Annotated in this window: 19 protein-coding genes; 8 read left to right on the top strand and 11 right to left on the bottom strand. The window is 69.7% G+C overall.

The window, feature by feature from the left end:
• Positions 1-2 precede the first annotated feature (2 nt).
• Positions 3-1,316 carry a S8 family serine peptidase gene (locus VNE62_02810; GenBank protein ID HVE91219.1) on the bottom strand — a complete coding sequence of 438 codons (1,314 nt, stop codon included), beginning with the start codon at positions 1,314-1,316 and terminating at the stop codon, positions 3-5.
• A gap of 118 nt (positions 1,317-1,434) precedes the next feature.
• Between VNE62_02810 and VNE62_02805 the strand changes: the two genes are divergently transcribed.
• A complete protein-coding gene (locus VNE62_02805; protein HVE91218.1) occupies positions 1,435-2,940 on the top strand; it encodes a citrate synthase in 1,506 nt (501 codons plus the stop codon).
• 3 nt (positions 2,941-2,943) lie between these two features.
• On the opposite strand, the gene VNE62_02800 is transcribed toward VNE62_02805, so the two are convergent.
• The 3 genes from VNE62_02800 to VNE62_02790 all read right to left on the bottom strand — a co-directional run bounded on the left by VNE62_02800 (position 2,944) and on the right by VNE62_02790 (position 5,625).
• The gene (locus VNE62_02800) at positions 2,944-3,966 is read right to left on the bottom strand and encodes a rod shape-determining protein (protein HVE91217.1); all 1,023 of its coding nucleotides are present in this window, start codon (positions 3,964-3,966) and stop codon (positions 2,944-2,946) included.
• The gene (locus VNE62_02795; GenBank protein ID HVE91216.1) at positions 3,963-4,379 is read right to left on the bottom strand and encodes a hypothetical protein; all 417 of its coding nucleotides are present in this window, start codon (positions 4,377-4,379) and stop codon (positions 3,963-3,965) included. The genes VNE62_02800 and VNE62_02795 overlap by 4 nt, the downstream gene beginning before the upstream one ends.
• Before the next feature lie 205 nt (positions 4,380-4,584).
• Positions 4,585-5,625 (bottom strand): NAD-dependent epimerase/dehydratase family protein, encoded by a 1,041-nt coding sequence (locus tag VNE62_02790; GenBank protein HVE91215.1) that lies wholly within the window; start codon positions 5,623-5,625, stop codon positions 4,585-4,587.
• A gap of 49 nt (positions 5,626-5,674) precedes the next feature.
• Here VNE62_02790 and VNE62_02785 point away from each other — a divergent pair, with 49 nt between their 5' ends.
• Together VNE62_02785 and trxA are read left to right on the top strand one after the other, a co-directional pair.
• Positions 5,675-6,850, top strand: coding sequence for a zinc-dependent metalloprotease (locus VNE62_02785; GenBank protein HVE91214.1), 1,176 nt, complete (start codon positions 5,675-5,677; stop codon positions 6,848-6,850).
• Complete coding sequence (trxA, locus tag VNE62_02780) at positions 6,847-7,449, top strand: thioredoxin (protein HVE91213.1); 603 nt, start codon at positions 6,847-6,849, stop codon at positions 7,447-7,449. The genes VNE62_02785 and trxA overlap by 4 nt, the downstream gene beginning before the upstream one ends.
• Here the strand turns inward: trxA and VNE62_02775 are convergent.
• Positions 7,446-8,741 (bottom strand): D-arabinono-1,4-lactone oxidase, encoded by a 1,296-nt coding sequence (locus tag VNE62_02775; GenBank protein ID HVE91212.1) that lies wholly within the window; start codon positions 8,739-8,741, stop codon positions 7,446-7,448. The two genes, trxA and VNE62_02775, sit on opposite strands and share 4 nt — an antisense overlap.
• A 44-nt stretch (positions 8,742-8,785) precedes the next feature.
• Between VNE62_02775 and VNE62_02770 the strand changes: the two genes are divergently transcribed.
• Complete coding sequence (locus VNE62_02770) at positions 8,786-9,295, top strand: flavin reductase family protein (protein ID HVE91211.1); 510 nt, start codon at positions 8,786-8,788, stop codon at positions 9,293-9,295.
• 10 nt (positions 9,296-9,305) lie between these two features.
• Here the strand turns inward: VNE62_02770 and speB are convergent, their stop codons facing one another.
• From speB to VNE62_02745, 5 genes are all read right to left on the bottom strand, one after another.
• Positions 9,306-10,145, bottom strand: a complete 840-nt coding sequence (gene speB / locus VNE62_02765) for an agmatinase (GenBank protein HVE91210.1) — start codon at positions 10,143-10,145, stop codon at positions 9,306-9,308.
• Positions 10,142-11,008 carry a polyamine aminopropyltransferase gene (gene speE / locus VNE62_02760; GenBank protein HVE91209.1) on the bottom strand — a complete coding sequence of 289 codons (867 nt, stop codon included), beginning with the start codon at positions 11,006-11,008 and terminating at the stop codon, positions 10,142-10,144. Before speE ends, speB begins: the two co-directional genes overlap by 4 nt.
• Positions 11,005-11,391 (bottom strand): adenosylmethionine decarboxylase, encoded by a 387-nt coding sequence (speD, locus tag VNE62_02755; protein HVE91208.1) that lies wholly within the window; start codon positions 11,389-11,391, stop codon positions 11,005-11,007. The genes speE and speD overlap by 4 nt, the downstream gene beginning before the upstream one ends.
• A gap of 5 nt (positions 11,392-11,396) precedes the next feature.
• The gene (locus tag VNE62_02750) at positions 11,397-11,879 is read right to left on the bottom strand and encodes an arginine decarboxylase, pyruvoyl-dependent (GenBank protein ID HVE91207.1); all 483 of its coding nucleotides are present in this window, start codon (positions 11,877-11,879) and stop codon (positions 11,397-11,399) included.
• Between the two features lie 315 nt (positions 11,880-12,194).
• Positions 12,195-13,604, bottom strand: coding sequence for a mechanosensitive ion channel domain-containing protein (locus tag VNE62_02745; GenBank protein HVE91206.1), 1,410 nt, complete (start codon positions 13,602-13,604; stop codon positions 12,195-12,197).
• Between the two features lie 114 nt (positions 13,605-13,718).
• Here VNE62_02745 and VNE62_02740 point away from each other — a divergent pair, with 114 nt between their 5' ends.
• The 4 genes from VNE62_02740 to VNE62_02725 are packed head-to-tail and all read left to right on the top strand — an operon-like array spanning position 13,719 to position 16,216.
• Entirely contained in the window at positions 13,719-13,961 is a 243-nt protein-coding gene (locus VNE62_02740; protein ID HVE91205.1) for a DUF3107 domain-containing protein, read from the top strand.
• A 16-nt stretch (positions 13,962-13,977) separates the two neighbouring features.
• Positions 13,978-14,964, top strand: a complete 987-nt coding sequence (locus VNE62_02735; GenBank protein HVE91204.1) for an ATP-binding cassette domain-containing protein — start codon at positions 13,978-13,980, stop codon at positions 14,962-14,964.
• Complete coding sequence (locus VNE62_02730; GenBank protein ID HVE91203.1) at positions 14,961-15,785, top strand: ABC transporter permease; 825 nt, start codon at positions 14,961-14,963, stop codon at positions 15,783-15,785. The genes VNE62_02735 and VNE62_02730 overlap by 4 nt, the downstream gene beginning before the upstream one ends.
• An 11-nt stretch (positions 15,786-15,796) precedes the next feature.
• Complete coding sequence (locus tag VNE62_02725) at positions 15,797-16,216, top strand: PaaI family thioesterase (protein ID HVE91202.1); 420 nt, start codon at positions 15,797-15,799, stop codon at positions 16,214-16,216.
• On the opposite strand, the gene VNE62_02720 is transcribed toward VNE62_02725, so the two are convergent.
• Positions 16,185-17,030: a PHP domain-containing protein gene (locus VNE62_02720; protein HVE91201.1), complete on the bottom strand. Its 846-nt coding sequence runs from the start codon at positions 17,028-17,030 to the stop codon at positions 16,185-16,187. The two genes, VNE62_02725 and VNE62_02720, sit on opposite strands and share 32 nt — an antisense overlap.
• Positions 17,031-17,050 lie beyond the last annotated feature (20 nt).

The following is a 17,050-nucleotide window of genomic DNA, read 5'->3' as shown; positions in this document are numbered from 1 at the left end:
TCTCAGGGCCGGCCGCGAAGCCTGAAGAACGCAATTGAGGAGCCGGCTGCCAGCATTGCCGCCGCGAGCCCGGCCATGGGCAGAACACCCTTTTGTTCGGATCTGGCCGGGCGGGCCCCCGCAGCTCTCGGGGCCGCACTGGCGGCGCCCGTCTCTGCCGTGGGTGCCTCGGAAGGCGCGGGCGCAGCGGTGGACGATCCCGGCGCGCCCGCAGGCGCTCCGCCGGGACGAGGCGCGGCCTGGGCCGCGGGCCTCTTGGCGCCTCCGGCCGACGGAAGGCGGCCGGAAGTCGCGGACCCGGAGGAAGGCGGTGCGGCCGGACCGCCTACAGCAGGACCACCACCGAGTCCGGCGACTGCTGCGGCGGCGTCCAGCCGCCCGGACCCGAACACCGAGTCGCGTCCGGCGGCCCCGATGTCCTTCGCCGTGCCCAGCAGCTTGTCCACCGTCTGCTGCGGGCTGAGTCCCTTGGCGCGCAGGAGCGCAGCCGCGCCGGCCACGTGGGGGGCCGCCATCGACGTGCCGGACAGATACGCGTACTGGTTCGCTTTCCCCGACACCCAATAGCTGGAAAGAATCCCGTTGGTCGCTCCCGACGAGCCGCCCGGAGCCGCCATCCCCCAGCGGGCCGACCCGACACCGTTGGAGTAACTGGGCTTCCCGTCGTTGCGGTCGGTAGCCGACACGACGACGGCAGGCACGTCGCCGTAACCGGACGGAAACAGCATGTCGTTTCCGGCGGCTACCACGGGGACCGCGCCGCGGCTCCACGCGTAGTTCAAGCCTTCTTCCATCGAGCTTCCCAGGACGGTCCTTATCAGCACGTCCTCGCCCAGGGACAGGTTCACCACCTTGGCTCCGTTGTCAACGGCCCACTTGATGCCGGCGACCACGTCGTTCATCGACCCGCTGGCATCTCCCGATCCGTCGCCGGCGTCCTTCAGCACCCGCACCGGCATGATCTTGGCCGTCGGAGCCACTCCGGCAACGCCGCGTCCGTTGTTCGCCACGGCGGCGACGATGCCCGCCACGTGGGTGCCGTGCCCGTTGTCGTCCTGGGGGCCGCGGTTGCTCTCGCCCGAGATCATGCTGCGTCCCGGCACCAGGTTCGCTTTGAGGTCCTCGTGGCTGAGGTCCACTCCGGTGTCCACGACCGCAACGACCACACCGGTGCCGGTGGACGTGCTCCAGGCCAGCTCGGCCCCCACCTTCGCCAAGCCCCACTGGTTGACGGCTCCCGGGTCGTTCGCGGACAAGGCGGCAGGGCCCGCGGCAACCAGCAGGACGATGAGGGCGAGCAGCGGCACGCGGCGCATATGGATCACAAGTGTAGAACGCCTCAGAGCGCCTTCAGGTTCCGGGTGCCGCCGAACCCGGCCGGGGGATAGAATCGGCGGGTTTCGGCGTCGGTGTCTCGAGATCAAGGAGGAACGGGTGGCGGAGATTCGTCTGGGCGAGATCATGACGCCGGACCCGCTCACGACGCCTCCGCAGGCGACGCTGGCCGAGGCTGCCTCTGCCATGCGGGAGCGCAAGGTCGGGTCCACCGTCGTGTGTGACCAGGGCACGGTCGTGGGCATCCTCACGGAGCGCGACCTGGTCCGAGCGGCAGGCGACGGTGCCGACCCCAACTCCACCAGGGTCGAGCAGTGGATGACCCGCTCGCCGGTCACGATGACCCCGGCGGACGACATCACGCACGCACTGGACCGGATGCTCGACCGGGGGTTCCGTCACCTGCCGATCCTGGATGGCGAGGGACTCACCGGCATCGTCTCGCTGCGCCAGCTGATCGCAGCGGCCAGGATCCGCAAGGTCGACCCTTGGTCGCCCGGCACCGGCAGAGGCCTGGAGAACGTGACGGTGGCCGAGACCGAGCTTTCCTTTATCGACGGCCAGGCCGGCCGCCTGATCTACCGCGGGTATAACGCGGTCGAGCTCGCCCTGCACAAGACCTTCAACGACGTCTGGCATCTGATGTTCTACGGCAGCCTCCCGACGGGCGACGAATTCTCCCGGCGGACCGCTGAGCTGCGCGGCCTGCCCCTGGACGTGCAGACGCTGCGCGATCTGGCCGCCTCGCACGGCACCTTCATGTCGACGCTGCAGGCCGCCATCTCGGCCGCGGGCGCATCCATGGGGCTCAAGCCGTGGCTGGACGACGACCCCTCAGCCGCCGAGAAGGCGGCGCTGAAGCTCGGGGCCGTGGTCCCGACCATCGTCACGGCGCTCTGGCGGCTGGAGCAGGGGCTGGAGCCCGTCGACCCCGACCCGAACCTCAGCCACGCCGCGAACTACCTGTGGATGATGCACGGCGACAAGCCCACGGACGATCAGGTAGTCGCTACCGACCGCTATCTCGTACTGCTGGCCGAGCACGGCATGAACGCCTCGACGTTCACCGGACGCGTCATAGCCTCCACGGGAGCCGACGTCGGATCGGCGGTGGCGGGTGCGGCCGGCGCGCTGTCCGGCCCCCTTCACGGCGGAGCGCCGTCGCTGGTCCTGGACATGCTCGACGAGATCGGGGCCCCCGAGCTGGCACAGGAGTGGATCCAGGAAGCCGTTCGCCGGGGCAAGCGGATCATGGGCTTTGGACACCGCGTCTACAAGGCGGAGGACCCGCGCGCCGCCTGCTTCCGCGAGACCGCCATCGAACTCGGAAGCGAGCGGGTGGCTCTGGCGAAGGTCGTGGAGACGGCGACGCTGGAGACGCTTCGGGCGGCGAAGCCGGGGCGCGCGCTGTACACCAACGTCGAGTACTGGTCGGCGGTGGTGCTGGAGCGGGCCGGGATCCCACGGAAGCTGTTCACCCCAACGTTCGCCGTTGCGAGGACGATCGGGTGGACGGCCCACATCCTCGAGCAGGTGCGGGACAACCGCCTCATCCGGCCGTCGGCAGATTACACGGGGCCGACGGGACTATCCGTCACGGGCTGACGGTCAGGCCGACCAGATCCGCTTGCGCTTGATCTTCGGCAGGAACAGCTCCTGCATCTCCCGCAGCGACTCCAGGCATTTGCCGGCCCCCTGAACCACGGTCTCCAGCGCGTTCTCGGTGACGTGCACCGGGATGTCCGTCTCCTGGGACAGGCGGCGGTCCAGTCCTTGCAGCAACGCTCCGCCTCCGGTGAGGAAGATGCCACGCGACATGATGTCCTGCCCCAGCTCCGGCGGCGTCTGCGACAGCGCATCCTTCACCGCGTCGACGATGGCGGTGACGGGCTCGTCGATTGCCACGCGGATCTCCTCCGACGAGATGGCCATCGTCCGCGGGAGCCCCGCGGCGAGGTCGCGGCCCCGGATCTCTGCCCGCAACTCCTGGTGCATCGGGTACGCGGAGCCGATCGCGATCTTGATCGCCTCTGCCGTCCTCTCCCCTATTGCCAGGGTGTACTCCTTGCGCACGTAGTTGGAGATGGCGGCGTCTATGTCGAACCCGCCTGTCCGGATCGCCTTGCAGACGACGACGCCCCCCAGCGAGATCACCGCGATCTCGGAGGTCCCGCCTCCGATGTCCACGACCATGTTCCCGGCGGGCTCGTTGATCGGCAGTCCGGCTCCTATGGCGGCCGCGACCGGCTCCTCCACCAGATAGGCGGCACGGGCCCCGGCCTTCTCGGCCGCCTCCTCGACCGCGCGGCGTTCCACCTGGGTGATGGCCGACGGCACCGCCACGACCACGTTGGACCTGAAAAAGCGGCCTGCTCCCACCTTCGCGAACAGCATGCGGATCATGCGCTGGGTGATGTCGAAATCGTCGATGGCCCCTCTGCGCAGCGGGCGGGTCGCGACGATGTAGCCGGGGGTGCGGCCGATCATCTGCCACGCCTCGTTGCCCACCGCCAGGACCGCCTGCGTCTTGGTGTTGAGGGCGATGACCGTGGGCTCGGAATACACGATGCCCTTGCCGTCGCTCCAGACGAGGGTGTTGGCGGTGCCGAGGTCGATCGCGAGGTCCCTCATGCGTGGTTCCGGTCACGGTGCGCCACGGTGCGTCCGGCGCGCCGCTTCGCCTTGGGTGTCCCGGAGGATCGCCGCGCGGCGCCCCCGGGGGGTGGGGTCGCCACGTGGTCGCGGTGCTCGCGTGATGGAGCGGCCGGCTCGGCCGGAGGAGCCGGCGCGGGTTGCCGGGCGGGCGCGGCGGCCGGCGACGACGCGGGGTGATCGCGGCGGGCCTTCCGCCATGACGCCTCCTTCAGCGTCGCCTGGTGGACGAAGATCTTGCCCAGGGCGCCCTTTGTGCGCTGGAAGTGGGCGACTGTCTCCTTGGTCCGCCGCCTGCGCTGATCGCGCAGGGCGAGCAGGACGATGCAGCCGACGAAAAGGCCCACTCCGGCCACCAGGAAGAGCAGCCCGCCAATGGGGTTTTCGATCACGCGAACCCCCAAGCGGAGGCGGCCGCCCGCGGCCGAATGTTCCGGATGTTGTACCTGATGCTAAAGCTCCCTTCTGAACAGCTCCGACAAGATGCTATCAGCGCAGGCCATGCCCGCCGAAACCGTGGCTGCGCGGTGCGGTGACCCACTTGGCTCCCGGTGGGCGCAACGACGCCGCGGAACCGGCTTCCCGGGCGCGAGCGCGTCAGACGGGTCGGCTCTTGCGGGCGCGGCGCCTGGCCAGGGAGCCGGCCACCGCGGCTACTCCCGCCGCGGCAACCGCCAGGTCCCGGGGGCGGACCCTCACCGGGCCCACGCTCACAAAACCATGCCGGGCCTGGGCGGCGTCCCGAAGCGCGTCTTCCGGGCTGCGCTGCGCGGTGAACCCCTCGGCCGCGATGCGGTCCCCCGACGCCACGCAGGGGTACATCAGGAAAGACGTCCAGGACGGGTCCACGCCTCCCGGCGACAGCCGCGCGGCCCTGGACATCTTCCTCTCGGCTTCGTCCGGGCTCTCGTCCACCAGCCGGACCCCCAGCTCGCCCGCCACCTGGGTTAGGGACAGCGTCCGGGCCGGAGCGACGTTGTAGACGCCGTCCAGCCGCCGGTCCATCGCGGCGAGCAGGGCCGAGACCAGGTCCGACTCGTGCAGGATCTGAAGCGGTGGGTCGTACCCGGCCACGCGGACCACAAAAGGAGAGCGGGCCGCTGCCGCGATCAGGCCCCCGGACCTGGCCCCCGCGACCAGGCACGGCCTCAGGACCGTGGCGCTGGTGGAGTGGTCGTCGCGGAAGCGTGACACCAGGTCCTCGGCCTCCGCTCGGTGCGCCGACTCGTCGACCCCGATCACAGGGCGGACCGGAGAGTCCTCGGTCAGCGGCAGGTCGTTGTCGGGATGCGCGCCGTAGACGAGCGCGCTCGAGCGGTAGACGACGTGGCCCACCCCGGCCTCGGCGGCGGCGGCCAGCGCGCAGCGGGTGCCTGCGACGTTGACGTCCCGACGCTCCTCCTCGGCCAGCTGTGGGGCTCCGGACGCCAAATGCACCAGGACATCCGCCCCGCGCAGTACGTCGCGCATGGCCTCGGACCGGACGTCCAGCCGGTAGAACTCAAGGTTCCGGGTGCCGAAGCGCGGCTCGGCCACGTCAACCCCGATGACGCGTCGGACGTCATCTCTTTCCCCGAGGGCCTCTACGAGCAGCCGGCCTGCTGCGCCCGATGCTCCGGTCACGGCGACGACGGACATCCGGACGACCCCCTTGGCGGCGAAAGATCAAGCCTACACTTGGCCTTCGATGAACGAGCATCGCGCGGACATCCCGAAGCCGCCACAGGACTGGTGGGAGCAGGTACCGGTTTTGAGGGAGCTGTTCAAGCTGCTGTCCTCAACCGACCCCGTTAACTGGGACCTCGCCCGGCAGGTCGCCTATTCACTCGGCTCCCACGACGAGCCGCCCTCGGAGGACTTCGAGGACTGCCGCCGGGAGCTTGAAACGATGTCGCGGGCGGCGCAGGTGCAGTGCGAGCAGTTCACCGGACTGGTCCCCGGCACCGTGGCCCCCGTCATCGGCGTGACGAGAGGCCAGTGGGTCGAGGAGAACGTCGCGGTGTTCAAGATGCTCATGGAACCGCTGGCCGCCAAGCTGACCGGTCCCGCTCTGACCGGCGGGATCCCCGTACCGATCCCGGAGTCCGCCGCGATGGTGCTGCGCCAGATCGGTGGGGTCCTCATGGGCCTTCAGACCGGGTTCGTCCTCGGGTACCTGTCCCGTCACGTGATCGGTCAGTACGAGCTGGTCCTGCCGGACCCGTCCGGCGGCCGACTGCTGTACGTGATCCCGAACATGCAGCAGGCCGAGCAGGACTGGGAGCTCGACCCCCGGGAGTTCAGGTACTGGATCGCGCTGCACGAGGTCACCCACCACCTGGAGTTCAGCCGGCCGTGGACGCGGCGCTACTTCCACTCGCAGATCCAGACGATGATCGACTCGCTGGACTTCGACCCTGCGCGGCTGCAGGAGACGCTCGAGGGGTTCGACATCACCAACCCCGAGAAGATGGCGGAGACCCTGCAGGACCCGGAAGCCCTGATCCAGGCGGCATGGACACCGCTCGGCCTCGACACGATGAGCAGGCTGCAGGCGTTCATGACGCTGGTCGAGGGCTACGCGACCTTCGTGATGGACGCGGTCGGCGCGGCCGTGCTCAAGGACCACGCTCGCCTGAAGGAGGTGATGGAGCGGCGCAAAAGGACCTCGTCTCCGGGCGAGCAGCTGCTAGAGCGGCTGCTTGGGCTGGAGCTGAAGCGAAAGCAGTACGACGCGGGTGTGAAGTTCTGCCGCTACGTCGCCGGCGTACACGACGTGGCCTTCCTCAACAAAGCCTGGGACAACCCCGATTCGCTTCCGACTGCATCGGAGATAGACAACCCCGACGGGTGGATCGAGCGGATGTCGGAGGCTGGTTTATGAGCAAGCGGATGGTGGACATCGAGCCCGGCACGGACCGGCGGCAGCTGGAGGACGGCAGTTGGACGGCGACCTTCCGCCCGCTGCAGGTGACGGTGTCGGCCGCGGACGAAGAGCAGCTCAAGAAGAACCTCGTGCAGGCGATCATGGAGACGATGAAGGGCTCCCAGGAGGCCCAGGAGGCATTCGCCGCCTACGCCGAGGACCACAGCGAGGTGGTCGAAGAGGACCAGGGCCCGCTGGAGCGGGCCAAGGCGGCGACGGCGGGATTCGCGGCCCTGGGCTCGGACACCTTCGACGCCTACGTGGCCGCGGACGACGTCCCCGTCCTGGTGGACTTCTGGGCCGAGTGGTGCCAGCCGTGCCACATGCTGGCCCCCGTCCTCAAGGAACTCTCCGACGACCTCGCCGGGCGCATGCGGGTGGCCAAGCTGAACATCGACGACCATCAGGAAGTCGCGCAGCGCTACAACGTCCGCAGCATCCCCACGCTGATCCTGTTCTCAAAGGGCCACGAGGTTGCGCGCGTTTCGGGGGCCGGGCGTCCCAAGGACGAATACCGCCGCGAGATCGAGCCGCACCTGCCCGCCGGTCCGGGCTAAGGGCCCAGCACGCGGTCCAGGTAGGCGTTGGCGAACGTCCGGTCCGGGTCGAGCCGGTCGCGGACGGCCAAAAAGCGGTCCCACGCCGGGTACAGCCCGGACAGGACGTCGGCCCGCAGACCATGCAGCTTGCCCCAGTGCGGGCGTCCTCCGAGCGGCAGCATGATCCGCTCCACCTGCGAGAAATACGGCCTGTAGTCGGTGCCCCGGTACATGTGGACGGCGATGTAGCAGGTCTGCCGTTCGTACGAGGGACTGAGGAAGATGTCGTCCGCCGCCACGAACCGGACTTCCACCGGCAGGCTGACCCTCAGCCCCGTCTCGTCGATCATCCGCCGCAGCCTCTGAAGCGCCTCAGTCGCGGCGGCGCGCGGTATGGCGTACTCCATCTCCGCGAACCGCAGGTACCGCGGGCTGGTGAACACGCGGTCGCTGCGATCGATGACACGCGTCCGCCCGAACTCCGCGGCGAACCGGGCGTTGAGCGCCGGGATCAGCGATGGCCGGGCGCGCCCGATTCGGCAGAGCGCGCCTATGGCCGCATTGGCGAGCAGGACCTCGTTGCGGAATGACTTCCAGACCGAGCGCGTGGATCTCGGCTCCCTCGTCCGCACGTTGCGCTTGGTCAGCGTCCGTGGCGTGTGCGGCAGCCAGTAGAACTCGAAGTGCTCCTCGGCCTCCGCGAGTTCGTCCAGCCGGGGCAGAAGGTCGTCGAGGTCCCTTGGCTCCTCCACCGCCAGAAGGTCGAACGCCGGCTCCACGTCGATCGTCACCTCCGTCACGACGCCGAGGGCGCCGAGCCCGGCTCTTGCAGCCTGGAACGCTTCCGGGTCGTGGTCCGCGGACAGTTCGTGGATCGTCCCGCAGCCGTCCACCAGCCGCACCCGCCGGATCTGCGTGGACAGGTTCCCGAAGCGCAGACCGGTTCCATGGGTGGCCGTCTGCGTGGCCCCGGCCACCGATTGGTAGGCGATGTCTCCCAGGTTGGACATCGCCAGCGCGTGACGGGCCAGAAAACCGTTGAGGGCGCGCAGCGTGATCCCTGCCTGGACCGTCACCGTGCCGCCCCCCGGGTCCACCGAGACGATCCCGTCGCAGCGGTCCAGCGAGATCATCACGCCGTCTGTGCACGCAGCGTCGGTGAACGAATGACCGGTCCCCCGCACCTTCACCGGCTGTCCCTCGGCCCGTGCGCGCAGGATTGCTTCCACCACCGCCGCCTCTGATGCGGGCCGCTCGACCCGCGCCGGCGCGCACGCCGCGGTTCCCGACCAGTTGGTCCAATCGGCGATGAGGTCCTCCCTTTGCGCGAGTTTTCGGATGGTAGCGTAGGCCCGTGGCGGCGGACCCTCAGTCGTTCCGGCAGGTCATGCGCCGGTTCCCGACCGGGGTGACGGTCCTGACCATGCGCGAGGGCGACACGGTCCACGGCATGACCGCAAACTCCTTCACCGCCGTGTCCCTGGACCCCGTGCTGATCCTGGTGTGCGTCGACGTCACCGCCCGCGCCCACGGGATCGTCGATCGCACCGGGCGGTTCACCGTGAACATCCTCGCCGCCGGTCAGGAGGCCACGTCCCGGAACTTCGCGCTGCGGGAGATTGCCGATGGCGAGAGGTGGTCGGGGGTCCAGTGGGAGTCCGGCCCCCAGGACCTGCCGAGGCTGTCCGGATGCTGTGCCTACCTGGACTGCCGCGTGGTGTCCTCGCATCCGGGCGGCGACCACACGATCTTCGTCGCGGAGGTGCTGGGCATTGAGCCCGGACCGGGAACGGACCCGCTGATCTTCTACGGCGGCGCCTACCGCAGCCTCCTCGCGACGAGGCCCGGGGCGGCGCTCGGCTGAGTCCCGCGCGTCAGCGCGACACGAACCGCAGCAACATCTCCCGGACGAGCACCGCGGCCACTGCCTGCGTGATGCCCGTGTCCAGTGGCGGCGCGACCTCGACCAAGTCGAAGGCGACGATCCGCAGCCCCTCGAGCGCCTCGACGGCCCGGATCAGCTCCTCCGAACCCGGACCCCCGGGCTCGGGCGTGCCCGTTCCGGGCGCGGCCGACGGGTCCAGGACATCGATGTCGAGGGTGACGTAGACGTCGCGGCCCTCCAGCGCCGACCGGACCTCCGGCGGCATCCGCAGCGACTGCGAGTAGTACTCGAGCACCTTCGGCACGTCGTCCCACTCCGACTTGGCCCCCGAGCGGGGGCCGAACACAAAGCACGGAACACCCGCGTCGGCAATGCGGCGATAGGTGCAGGCGTGGTCCCCCGGATAGTCCTCGCGCAGGTCCAGGTGGGCGTCGAACCCCACCACGGCAAGCCGGTCCGACCGCGCCGCCACCGCTCTCACGACGGGAGGCGTGACCGAGTGGTCGCCTCCCAGGCACGCCAGCAGCGGCCGCGCGGGGTCCGTCCAGGCTTGCCCGAGGATCCCTCCGACCAGGGTCTCCACCGTCGCCGGGGGCTCGGTGTGGTCGCCGAGGTCCACGACGTCCAGGTCCTCCAGCGACCTTTGGCATCGCGGCGACCACTCTTCGATGGAGTCGGAGAAGGCCCTGATCCCCGATGGGCCCTGAGCGGCCCCCGGACGGAAGCTGACTCCGCCGTCCACCGCCAGCCCGAGCACGAGGGCGTCGGCTCCGGGTTCGGGCGCGCCCGTCCGGGAGCCGAGAAACGGGTGCGGAAGCGGGTCGATCACGCGCCGGCGCCCGGCTTCTGCGGCAACGGCCGGGGCGCGAAGCCCGGGACGGCAAAAAGCGACCGGTGCAACTCCGGCGTGTAGTAGCCGCAGGACAGGTTCCGCGACGACATCCTGCCGCGCACCACCGCCATCGGGGCCCGCGAGACAGGGGGCCCCTGCGTCGCCGCCGTCCAGCTCCAATAGGCTCCGGGGTAGGTGGGGACGATGCCAAAGTAGGGCTCGACGACGTCGAACACCCTGCTCATGTTGGACACCGCCACCCGGAACTCGTTGGCCTGGTACAGCGGCGAACCCGTTTGGGCGACCAGGACGCCCCCCGGCTTGAGCGCCTTCAGGCAGTCGCGGTAGAAGGACTCGGACACGAGGACCGCCGCGGCTCCCACCGGGTCCGTGGAGTCCACGATCACCGCATCGAACTCCGCCGGGTGCGCGGCCGCGTAGGCGGCCCCGTCGTCGAAGACGAGCTCGGCCCTCGGGTCGTCGAGTGCGCCCGCCGACACCTCCGGAAGGTGCTCCCGGCTTACCCGGGTGACGGCCTCGTCGATCTCGCACTGCACGGCCCGCACCGGACCGTGCTCGAGCACCCGCCGCAGCGTCCCGCCGTCGCCGCCGCCGATGATCAAAACGTCCCTGGGCTCGGGGAGCGAGCACAGGGCCGGGTGCACCAGCAGCTCGTGGTACGCGAACTCGTCGGTCAAGGTGGTCTGGATCGTGTGGTCCAGCACGAGCACCCGGCCGAAGTACTCGTGCTCGTACACCTCGATGTGCTGGAAGGGCGACTGCTCTGAGTGGAGCAGCCGCCCTTCGAACACGAAGTTGAACCCCGGGGCGACGGTCTCCCCGAAGGACCGGACCGTCACTTGGCGGCGAGTCGGAGCTCGTGCTGCCGTGCGAGGTCCTCGGGGATCTGTCCACGTGAGATCTCGCGGACCTCGACGCGTCCAGGCAGCAGGTGCCGGCTCAGCGCCGCGACCCCCGCGTGGATGTCGGACTCGAGGTTGCACGTGAAAACGTCCACCGCCGCATAGCCGTACTCGGGCCATGTGTGGACGGCGACGTGTGACTCGGCGATGATCGCCACGCCCGTCACGCCGTGGACGGGGAACTCGACGACGCGGACGTCCAGAAGCGTTCCGTCAATTGCAGCGACGGCCTCCTTCAACCCCTGCTCCAGCGCCTGTGCCGAGTTCAGATTCTCCGCTTCCCACATCTCGATAATCAGATGGCGGCCGAGGGCCTTCATCCGCGTCACCTCCCCTCCTCGTCTACGGGCACAGAGTCCAAGAGAACGGCTACAGCCACAGCACAACCCAGCCGGTCGACCTTGTGCTCCCCCGTCGCGAACCGGACCTCCTGAAGGTCCCATCCGCGGCGGGCGAAGCCTTCTTCGACCATCGACTGCACCACCCGCTCGGCGTCGTCCGCGGGGCCCATGTGGTGGTACTCCATCAGGACGCCGCCTTCCGACCCCACCCCGGCTCCTATGCAGGCCGAGATCACCTCGCCGGTCACGTTGGACGTGACCGTCGCGTACACCGCCGGCACCACAGTCCCCACCGGGACGCTGCCCATCTCCCCGAACCGGGCCCCCTTCGGGACGATGGACGACACGCGGTTGAGGTTGAGGTTGTGAACCCCCGCCTGGAGCAACGCGTTGTCGAACGCGTTGAGGGGGGTCATCCCCTCGGCTCCCCCGCGAGCGAGGTGGATCAGCCGCGGGACGAAGAGCACCGGAGGATCTGGCCGGGAACGGGACGGTGGGACGGGCTGCACAGCTGGCCGAGCGGGTTTTCCATCTATCACTCCCTACAGGGCTCGGGTGCCCAACGGCCCTGCCGTTGCGCCTCCCGCCCACCCGCGCGATCGCGGGCACTTGACTCTTACGTCCTGACAAGCGAATACCCACCCCCTGCAGGCGGTGAGCTCCCCGGAAGAAGCCCGACCCCGCACCAAGAGCGGGTACTGGTCCCGAGTATAGGGCCGGGGGGTCCTGTACGCAGCGGCACGCAAATCAGACACGTGCCCTTCGGTGATTCGGCGAAACGACTAGTCGATGGACCAGGGCGATTCGGTCAGCGACTCCCGGTCGTCTTCCCTGTCGCGGCGCTCTGCCGCCACGGGCTGCGCCTGTGGTTCCTCCTGCGTACGGGCAGGACGTGCCTGCCGGGTCGAGGCCTGGGCCGGCTGCTCACCGGGGGAGATCGGCGGCGTCTGGTCCTGGGCGGCCGGTTCCGGAGCGGGTGCGGCATGCTCCGGCCCTGCTGCGGGGGGCTGGGACTCCTGTCGAGGCTGCGCTGCCGAAGGTCGCGGCTGTCGCGGCTGCCGGGGAGCGGGAGCTGCGTCCGACGGCGCGTCCCGTGGGGGCAGCGCTGCGTCCGAGGGCGCGTCCGGCGGCGACTGCTCACCCTGTTCCCCGTTGCCGGACGTCTCGGCGCCCGCCGCATCGGCTGCGGTTCCCGGGCGGCGTGATCCGCCGCGCCGCCGTCCACCGCGCCTGCCGCGGGGTCTGCCGGAGCGGGGACGCTCGCCATCGGCGCCGCCAACGTCGGCTCCGCCGTCGTCCGCGCCGCCGGTTGCACCTACTTCGAACATGTCGGGACGGTCCGCCGTCGTTGCCCCCGGAGTGGTCGCACCCAGTCCGGCCGGCGGCAGGTCCTGCGCCCCGGCACGAGCCGGCGCCTCGGGAGGCACGGTCTCGTCGGTAAGGGGGGCTGGTCCACGCCTGCGCTGCGGGGGCCTCGTCCTGGACCCGGCGCCCGAAGCGCCGGCCGCGCTGGGGGCGGAGCGGGAGGTCTCGGCTGCGGGGCGGGGCGAGTCCTGCCTGGGCTCGCGCCGGCTCGAGGGGCGGGTGCGGTCCGTCGAGCGGCCGCGTGCCGGGCGGGTGGCGCGTCCGGCGTCCGTCGCGGCGGCGGGTGGCAGCGTGCGGACGGCCGTGATGCCGCCGTTCGGCACAAAGACCCTGGAGCCGTCGTCCTCGCGGATCACGGTGATTCGCAGACCCACACCCTCGACGACGCCCTCGATGTCGGCGCCGAGAAGGGACACGCGGTCGCCCACGGCGAACTGGCCCTCCATCAGGATCGAGAAGCCGGCGATGACGTCCTTGAACAACGTCTGGGCGCCGAACGCGACGACAAGACCCGCGGCCCCCGTAAGGACGAGTCCGCTGGCGAACGTGACGCCGGCGACCATCAGAAGAGCGCCGACCACCAGCACCAGCACGACGTACTTCCAAACCGACAGCAGCAACGACCGCGTGGTCTCAGCGCGCGCCGCGACCGTCGGCGAGAACGGGTACTTCGGAAGCGACACGCGACGGATCACCGTCTTGCCGACGGCGTAGACGATGACGCCGAGCACGAGGACGGCGACGAGTGCGAGCCCGCGGGTGATGATGCCGGTGAGGCTGATCTTTTCTCCGAACAGCGTTATCGTCCGGGCGAGGGGTGTGGTCACGAATTTCCTTTCGGCGACGGCGCCCCTGAGCGGGGGCCTCGATACGTCAGACCTAGTGCTACCATGCCCGCGCTCGCGGCACCAACCTCCGGCGCGCGGAAAGGACCCATCGGTATGGAGATAGTCATAGGCGTGGAGTTCTCTGCCCGGGAGATCCGCCTGGAGGTGGACCAGCCGGCGGAGGAGGTCCGGAGGCTGGTCGACGAGGCTTTCGCCGACGAGCGCAAGCTCCTGTGGCTCAACGACTCCAAGGGCAGGCAGGTCTGCGTGCCGCTCAGCAAGCTCACCTACGTGGAGGTCGAGTCCGAGGAGTCCCGAAAGCACGTCGGCTTCGCCCTGCCGCCCAAGGACAAGTAGGAGGCCGGGCGGCGACGTGGCGATCATCCGAGCTGACGGACTCGTCCGGCGATTCGGCTCGTTCACCGCAGTCGACAACGTCAGCTTCGAGGTGGAGCCGGGCGAAGTGTTCGGCTTTCTCGGCCCGAACGGCGCGGGCAAGACGACCACGATCTCGATCCTGTGCACGCTGCTGGCACCCACTTCGGGACGCGCGGAGGTCAACGGTTTCGACGTCCAGAGCCGGCGTGACGCCGTGCGGGCGTCCATCGGGATCGTGTTCCAGGACCCCTCCCTGGACGTGAACCTCACCGCCGCCGAGAACCTGCGTTTCCACGCCGACGTCTACGGGGTCCCCCGGGCCGAAGCCGCCCGCCGCAGCGACGAGCTGCTGACGATGGTCGACCTGTACGACCGTCGCGACAAGTCGGTGATGACCTACTCAGGCGGGATGAGACGGCGGCTGGAGCTGGCGCGGGGGCTCCTGCACCACCCGGTCGTACTGTTCCTGGACGAGCCGACGATCGGCCTGGACCCCCAGTCGCGCACACACATGTGGAACTACGTTTTGGACCTGGCGCGCAAGCAGGGAATCACCCTTTTCCTCACCACGCATTACCTGGAGGAGGCCGAGCACTGCAACCGCATCGCGATCATGGACCAGGGCCAGATCATCGCCCTGGACACACCGGCGGGCTTGAAGCGCAGCGTAGGCGGCGACACGATCGTGCTGTCCACGGCCGACGACGGGATCGCGGAGGACTTCTTGCGCTCGCGGATGGGACTGGACCCCCGCCGCGTCTCAGACGGCATCCACGTCGCAGTCCAGGTCGGCGAGGCGGCAATCCCCCAGATCCTCGGGGCGCTGCCGGTCGCGGTCACGACCGTGAAGCTGTCGCGGCCGACACTGGACGATGTGTTCATCGAAAAGACCGGACGTCACCTCCGTGACGAGGAGACGTCGCCCGGAGACGCGATGCGGGAGCGGTTTGCCTCGCGGATGAGGTCGGGGAGGAGAGTGTGAAGACGGCTGAGCAACCGGCGGCCCTGCGGACGAACAGCCTGGCCCGCGACTTCCGCGGCGCCAGGACCATCTGGCGCCGGGAGCTGATCAAGTTCTTCCGCGAACGGGCCCGGGTGGTTACTTCCTTCGTCCAGCCGCTGCTGTACCTGCTCGTGTTCGGCACAGGGCTGGGAGCAGCCGTCAGGCAGGGGGCCGTCGGGGGCGCCGACTACAGGGTGTTCCTGCTGCCGGGGGTCGTCGTGATGACGTGCCTGTTCACGTCGATGTTCGCTGCCGTCTCCATCACCTGGGACCGGGAGTTCGGGTTTTTGAAGGAGATCCTCGTGGCCCCCCTCGGACGAGCCGCCGTGATCGCCGGCAAGGTCGCGGGCGGAGCCACGACGGCCACGATGCAGGGGCTGGCGATCCTGGTCCTGGCTCCCCTGGTGGGCCTGCGTCTGAACCCGCTGCGCGTCATCGCGGTGGCGCCCATCCTGCTTCTGTTCGCGCTGGCCGTGAACTCGCTCGGAATCGCGATAGCCGCGCGGATCAGCACCATGCAGGGATTCATGGTGATCATGAACTTCATAACGCTGCCCCTGTTCTTTTTGTCCGGGGCCCTGTTTCCCCTGAACACCGCACCGGTCTGGCTGCGGACGCTGTCCTACGCCGATCCGGCCGCCTACGCAGTGGACGCCATCCGCCGCGTGCTGCTGGGCTTTCCTGCCGCGATGCGTTTCGGCGGCTCTCCCGTCCCCATCGTCTGGGAGCTGGCGGCACTGGCCGTCTTCGGCGCGATCATGTTCGCCGTCGCCACCCGCGGCTTCGACCGGCAGCCGTAGATTCCGGGCTCGTGGACGCGGACTACGACGCGATACGGCAACGGGTCGCCGCCTCGCCGTACCACCGGTGGATGGGAGCCGAGCTCGTGGACCTGGCCCCCGGACTGGCCACCATGCGACTGGAGATCGCCGAGCACCACCTCAATCCGTGGGGCATCGTCCACGGCGGGGTGCTGGCCGGGCTCCTGGACTCGGTGTGCGGCCTCAGCCTCCGGACGCTTCTGCCGCCGGACCGTACCCACCGCACGATCCAGATGTCCGTCACCTACCTCAAGGGGGCGGGGTCCGGGCACCTGGTCGGCAGGGGACGCGCCGTCAACAAGGGACGCAGCCTCGGGCATGCCGACGGGGAGGTCTACGATGCGGCCGAGCGCCTGCTGGCCCGCGCGACCGCGACCTTCATGACTGTGCCTGCGTCGTCTGAGAGCTGATCCCGGCCAGCGCCTCCAGACGCTCGAACTCCGCCTGCGAGGTGACGCAGGTGCCGGGAAGGCTCCAGTCGGGGCCGTGGCAGTCCGACCCGCCGGTGACTACGAGCCCGAGCTCCGATGCGAGCGTCCGCAGCTTCTCGCGCTCCGGCGGCTGATGGTCCGGGTGGTCCACCTCCAGCCCCCCGAGGCCGGCCTGGGCCAGGTCACGGATGAGCGCCTCGGTGGGGCCGGGACCGTGCCGCGTCGGTCCGGGGTGCGCCAGCACGCCCACTCCCCCACTGCGCCGCACCACAGCCACCGCCTCGCGCGGGGACATCAGGTCCCGCGGGACGTCGGCCAGGCCCCCGTCGGCGATCAGCTTGGAGGTGAAGGCGGCGCCTGTATGCGGCAGGTGCCCGCGCGCCACCAGCGCCCTGGCCACGTGGGGCCTTCCGACGACACCGGTTCCCGACTGCTCCAGGACGTCTTCAAACGTCAGCTCGTAGCCGAGCTCGTTGAGCCGGGCCACCATCCGTCTCGCCCGCTCCTCGCGCTCGCCGCGCTTGCCGGCCAGCTCCGCCGCGAGGCCTGCGCCGCAGAACAGGCCCAGGACGTGGACGCTGCGTCCTTCGTGCCTGCAAGACAGCTCGACCCCCGCCACGACCCTCACCCCGAGACCGTCCCCCGCCGCCTGGGCCCGGGTGACACCGTCTAGCGTGTCGTGGTCGGTGACTCCGAGGACCGTGACGCCCCGCCCCGCCGACAGCGCGACAAGCTCCTCTGGCGACATCACGCCGTCGGACGCGGTGGTGTGCGAGTGAAGGTCTATGGCCATGAGCGATTATCGACCGGCAC

Source organism: Actinomycetota bacterium (genome assembly GCA_035536535.1).
Taxonomy (GTDB): Bacteria; Actinomycetota; JAICYB01; order JAICYB01; family JAICYB01; genus DATLNZ01.
Note: the sequence above shows the minus strand (reverse complement) of the source record. Positions and strands in the feature narration are given on the sequence as shown.

Excerpts from the sequence above, each read along its gene's own strand:
- speD (HVE91208.1), bottom strand. The coding sequence starts at position 11,391 with ATGAAGGCCCTCGGCCGCCATCTGATTATCGAGATGTGGGAAGCGGAG.
- trxA (HVE91213.1), top strand. The coding sequence starts at position 6,847 with ATGAGCAAGCGGATGGTGGACATCGAGCCCGGCACGGACCGGCGGCAG.
- VNE62_02810 (HVE91219.1), bottom strand. The coding sequence starts at position 1,316 with ATGCGCCGCGTGCCGCTGCTCGCCCTCATCGTCCTGCTGGTTGCCGCG.
- VNE62_02740 (HVE91205.1), top strand. The coding sequence starts at position 13,719 with ATGGAGATAGTCATAGGCGTGGAGTTCTCTGCCCGGGAGATCCGCCTG.
- VNE62_02785 (HVE91214.1), top strand. The coding sequence starts at position 5,675 with ATGAACGAGCATCGCGCGGACATCCCGAAGCCGCCACAGGACTGGTGG.
- VNE62_02800 (HVE91217.1), bottom strand. The coding sequence starts at position 3,966 with ATGAGGGACCTCGCGATCGACCTCGGCACCGCCAACACCCTCGTCTGG.
- VNE62_02720 (HVE91201.1), bottom strand. The coding sequence starts at position 17,030 with ATGGCCATAGACCTTCACTCGCACACCACCGCGTCCGACGGCGTGATG.
- VNE62_02790 (HVE91215.1), bottom strand. The coding sequence starts at position 5,625 with ATGTCCGTCGTCGCCGTGACCGGAGCATCGGGCGCAGCAGGCCGGCTG.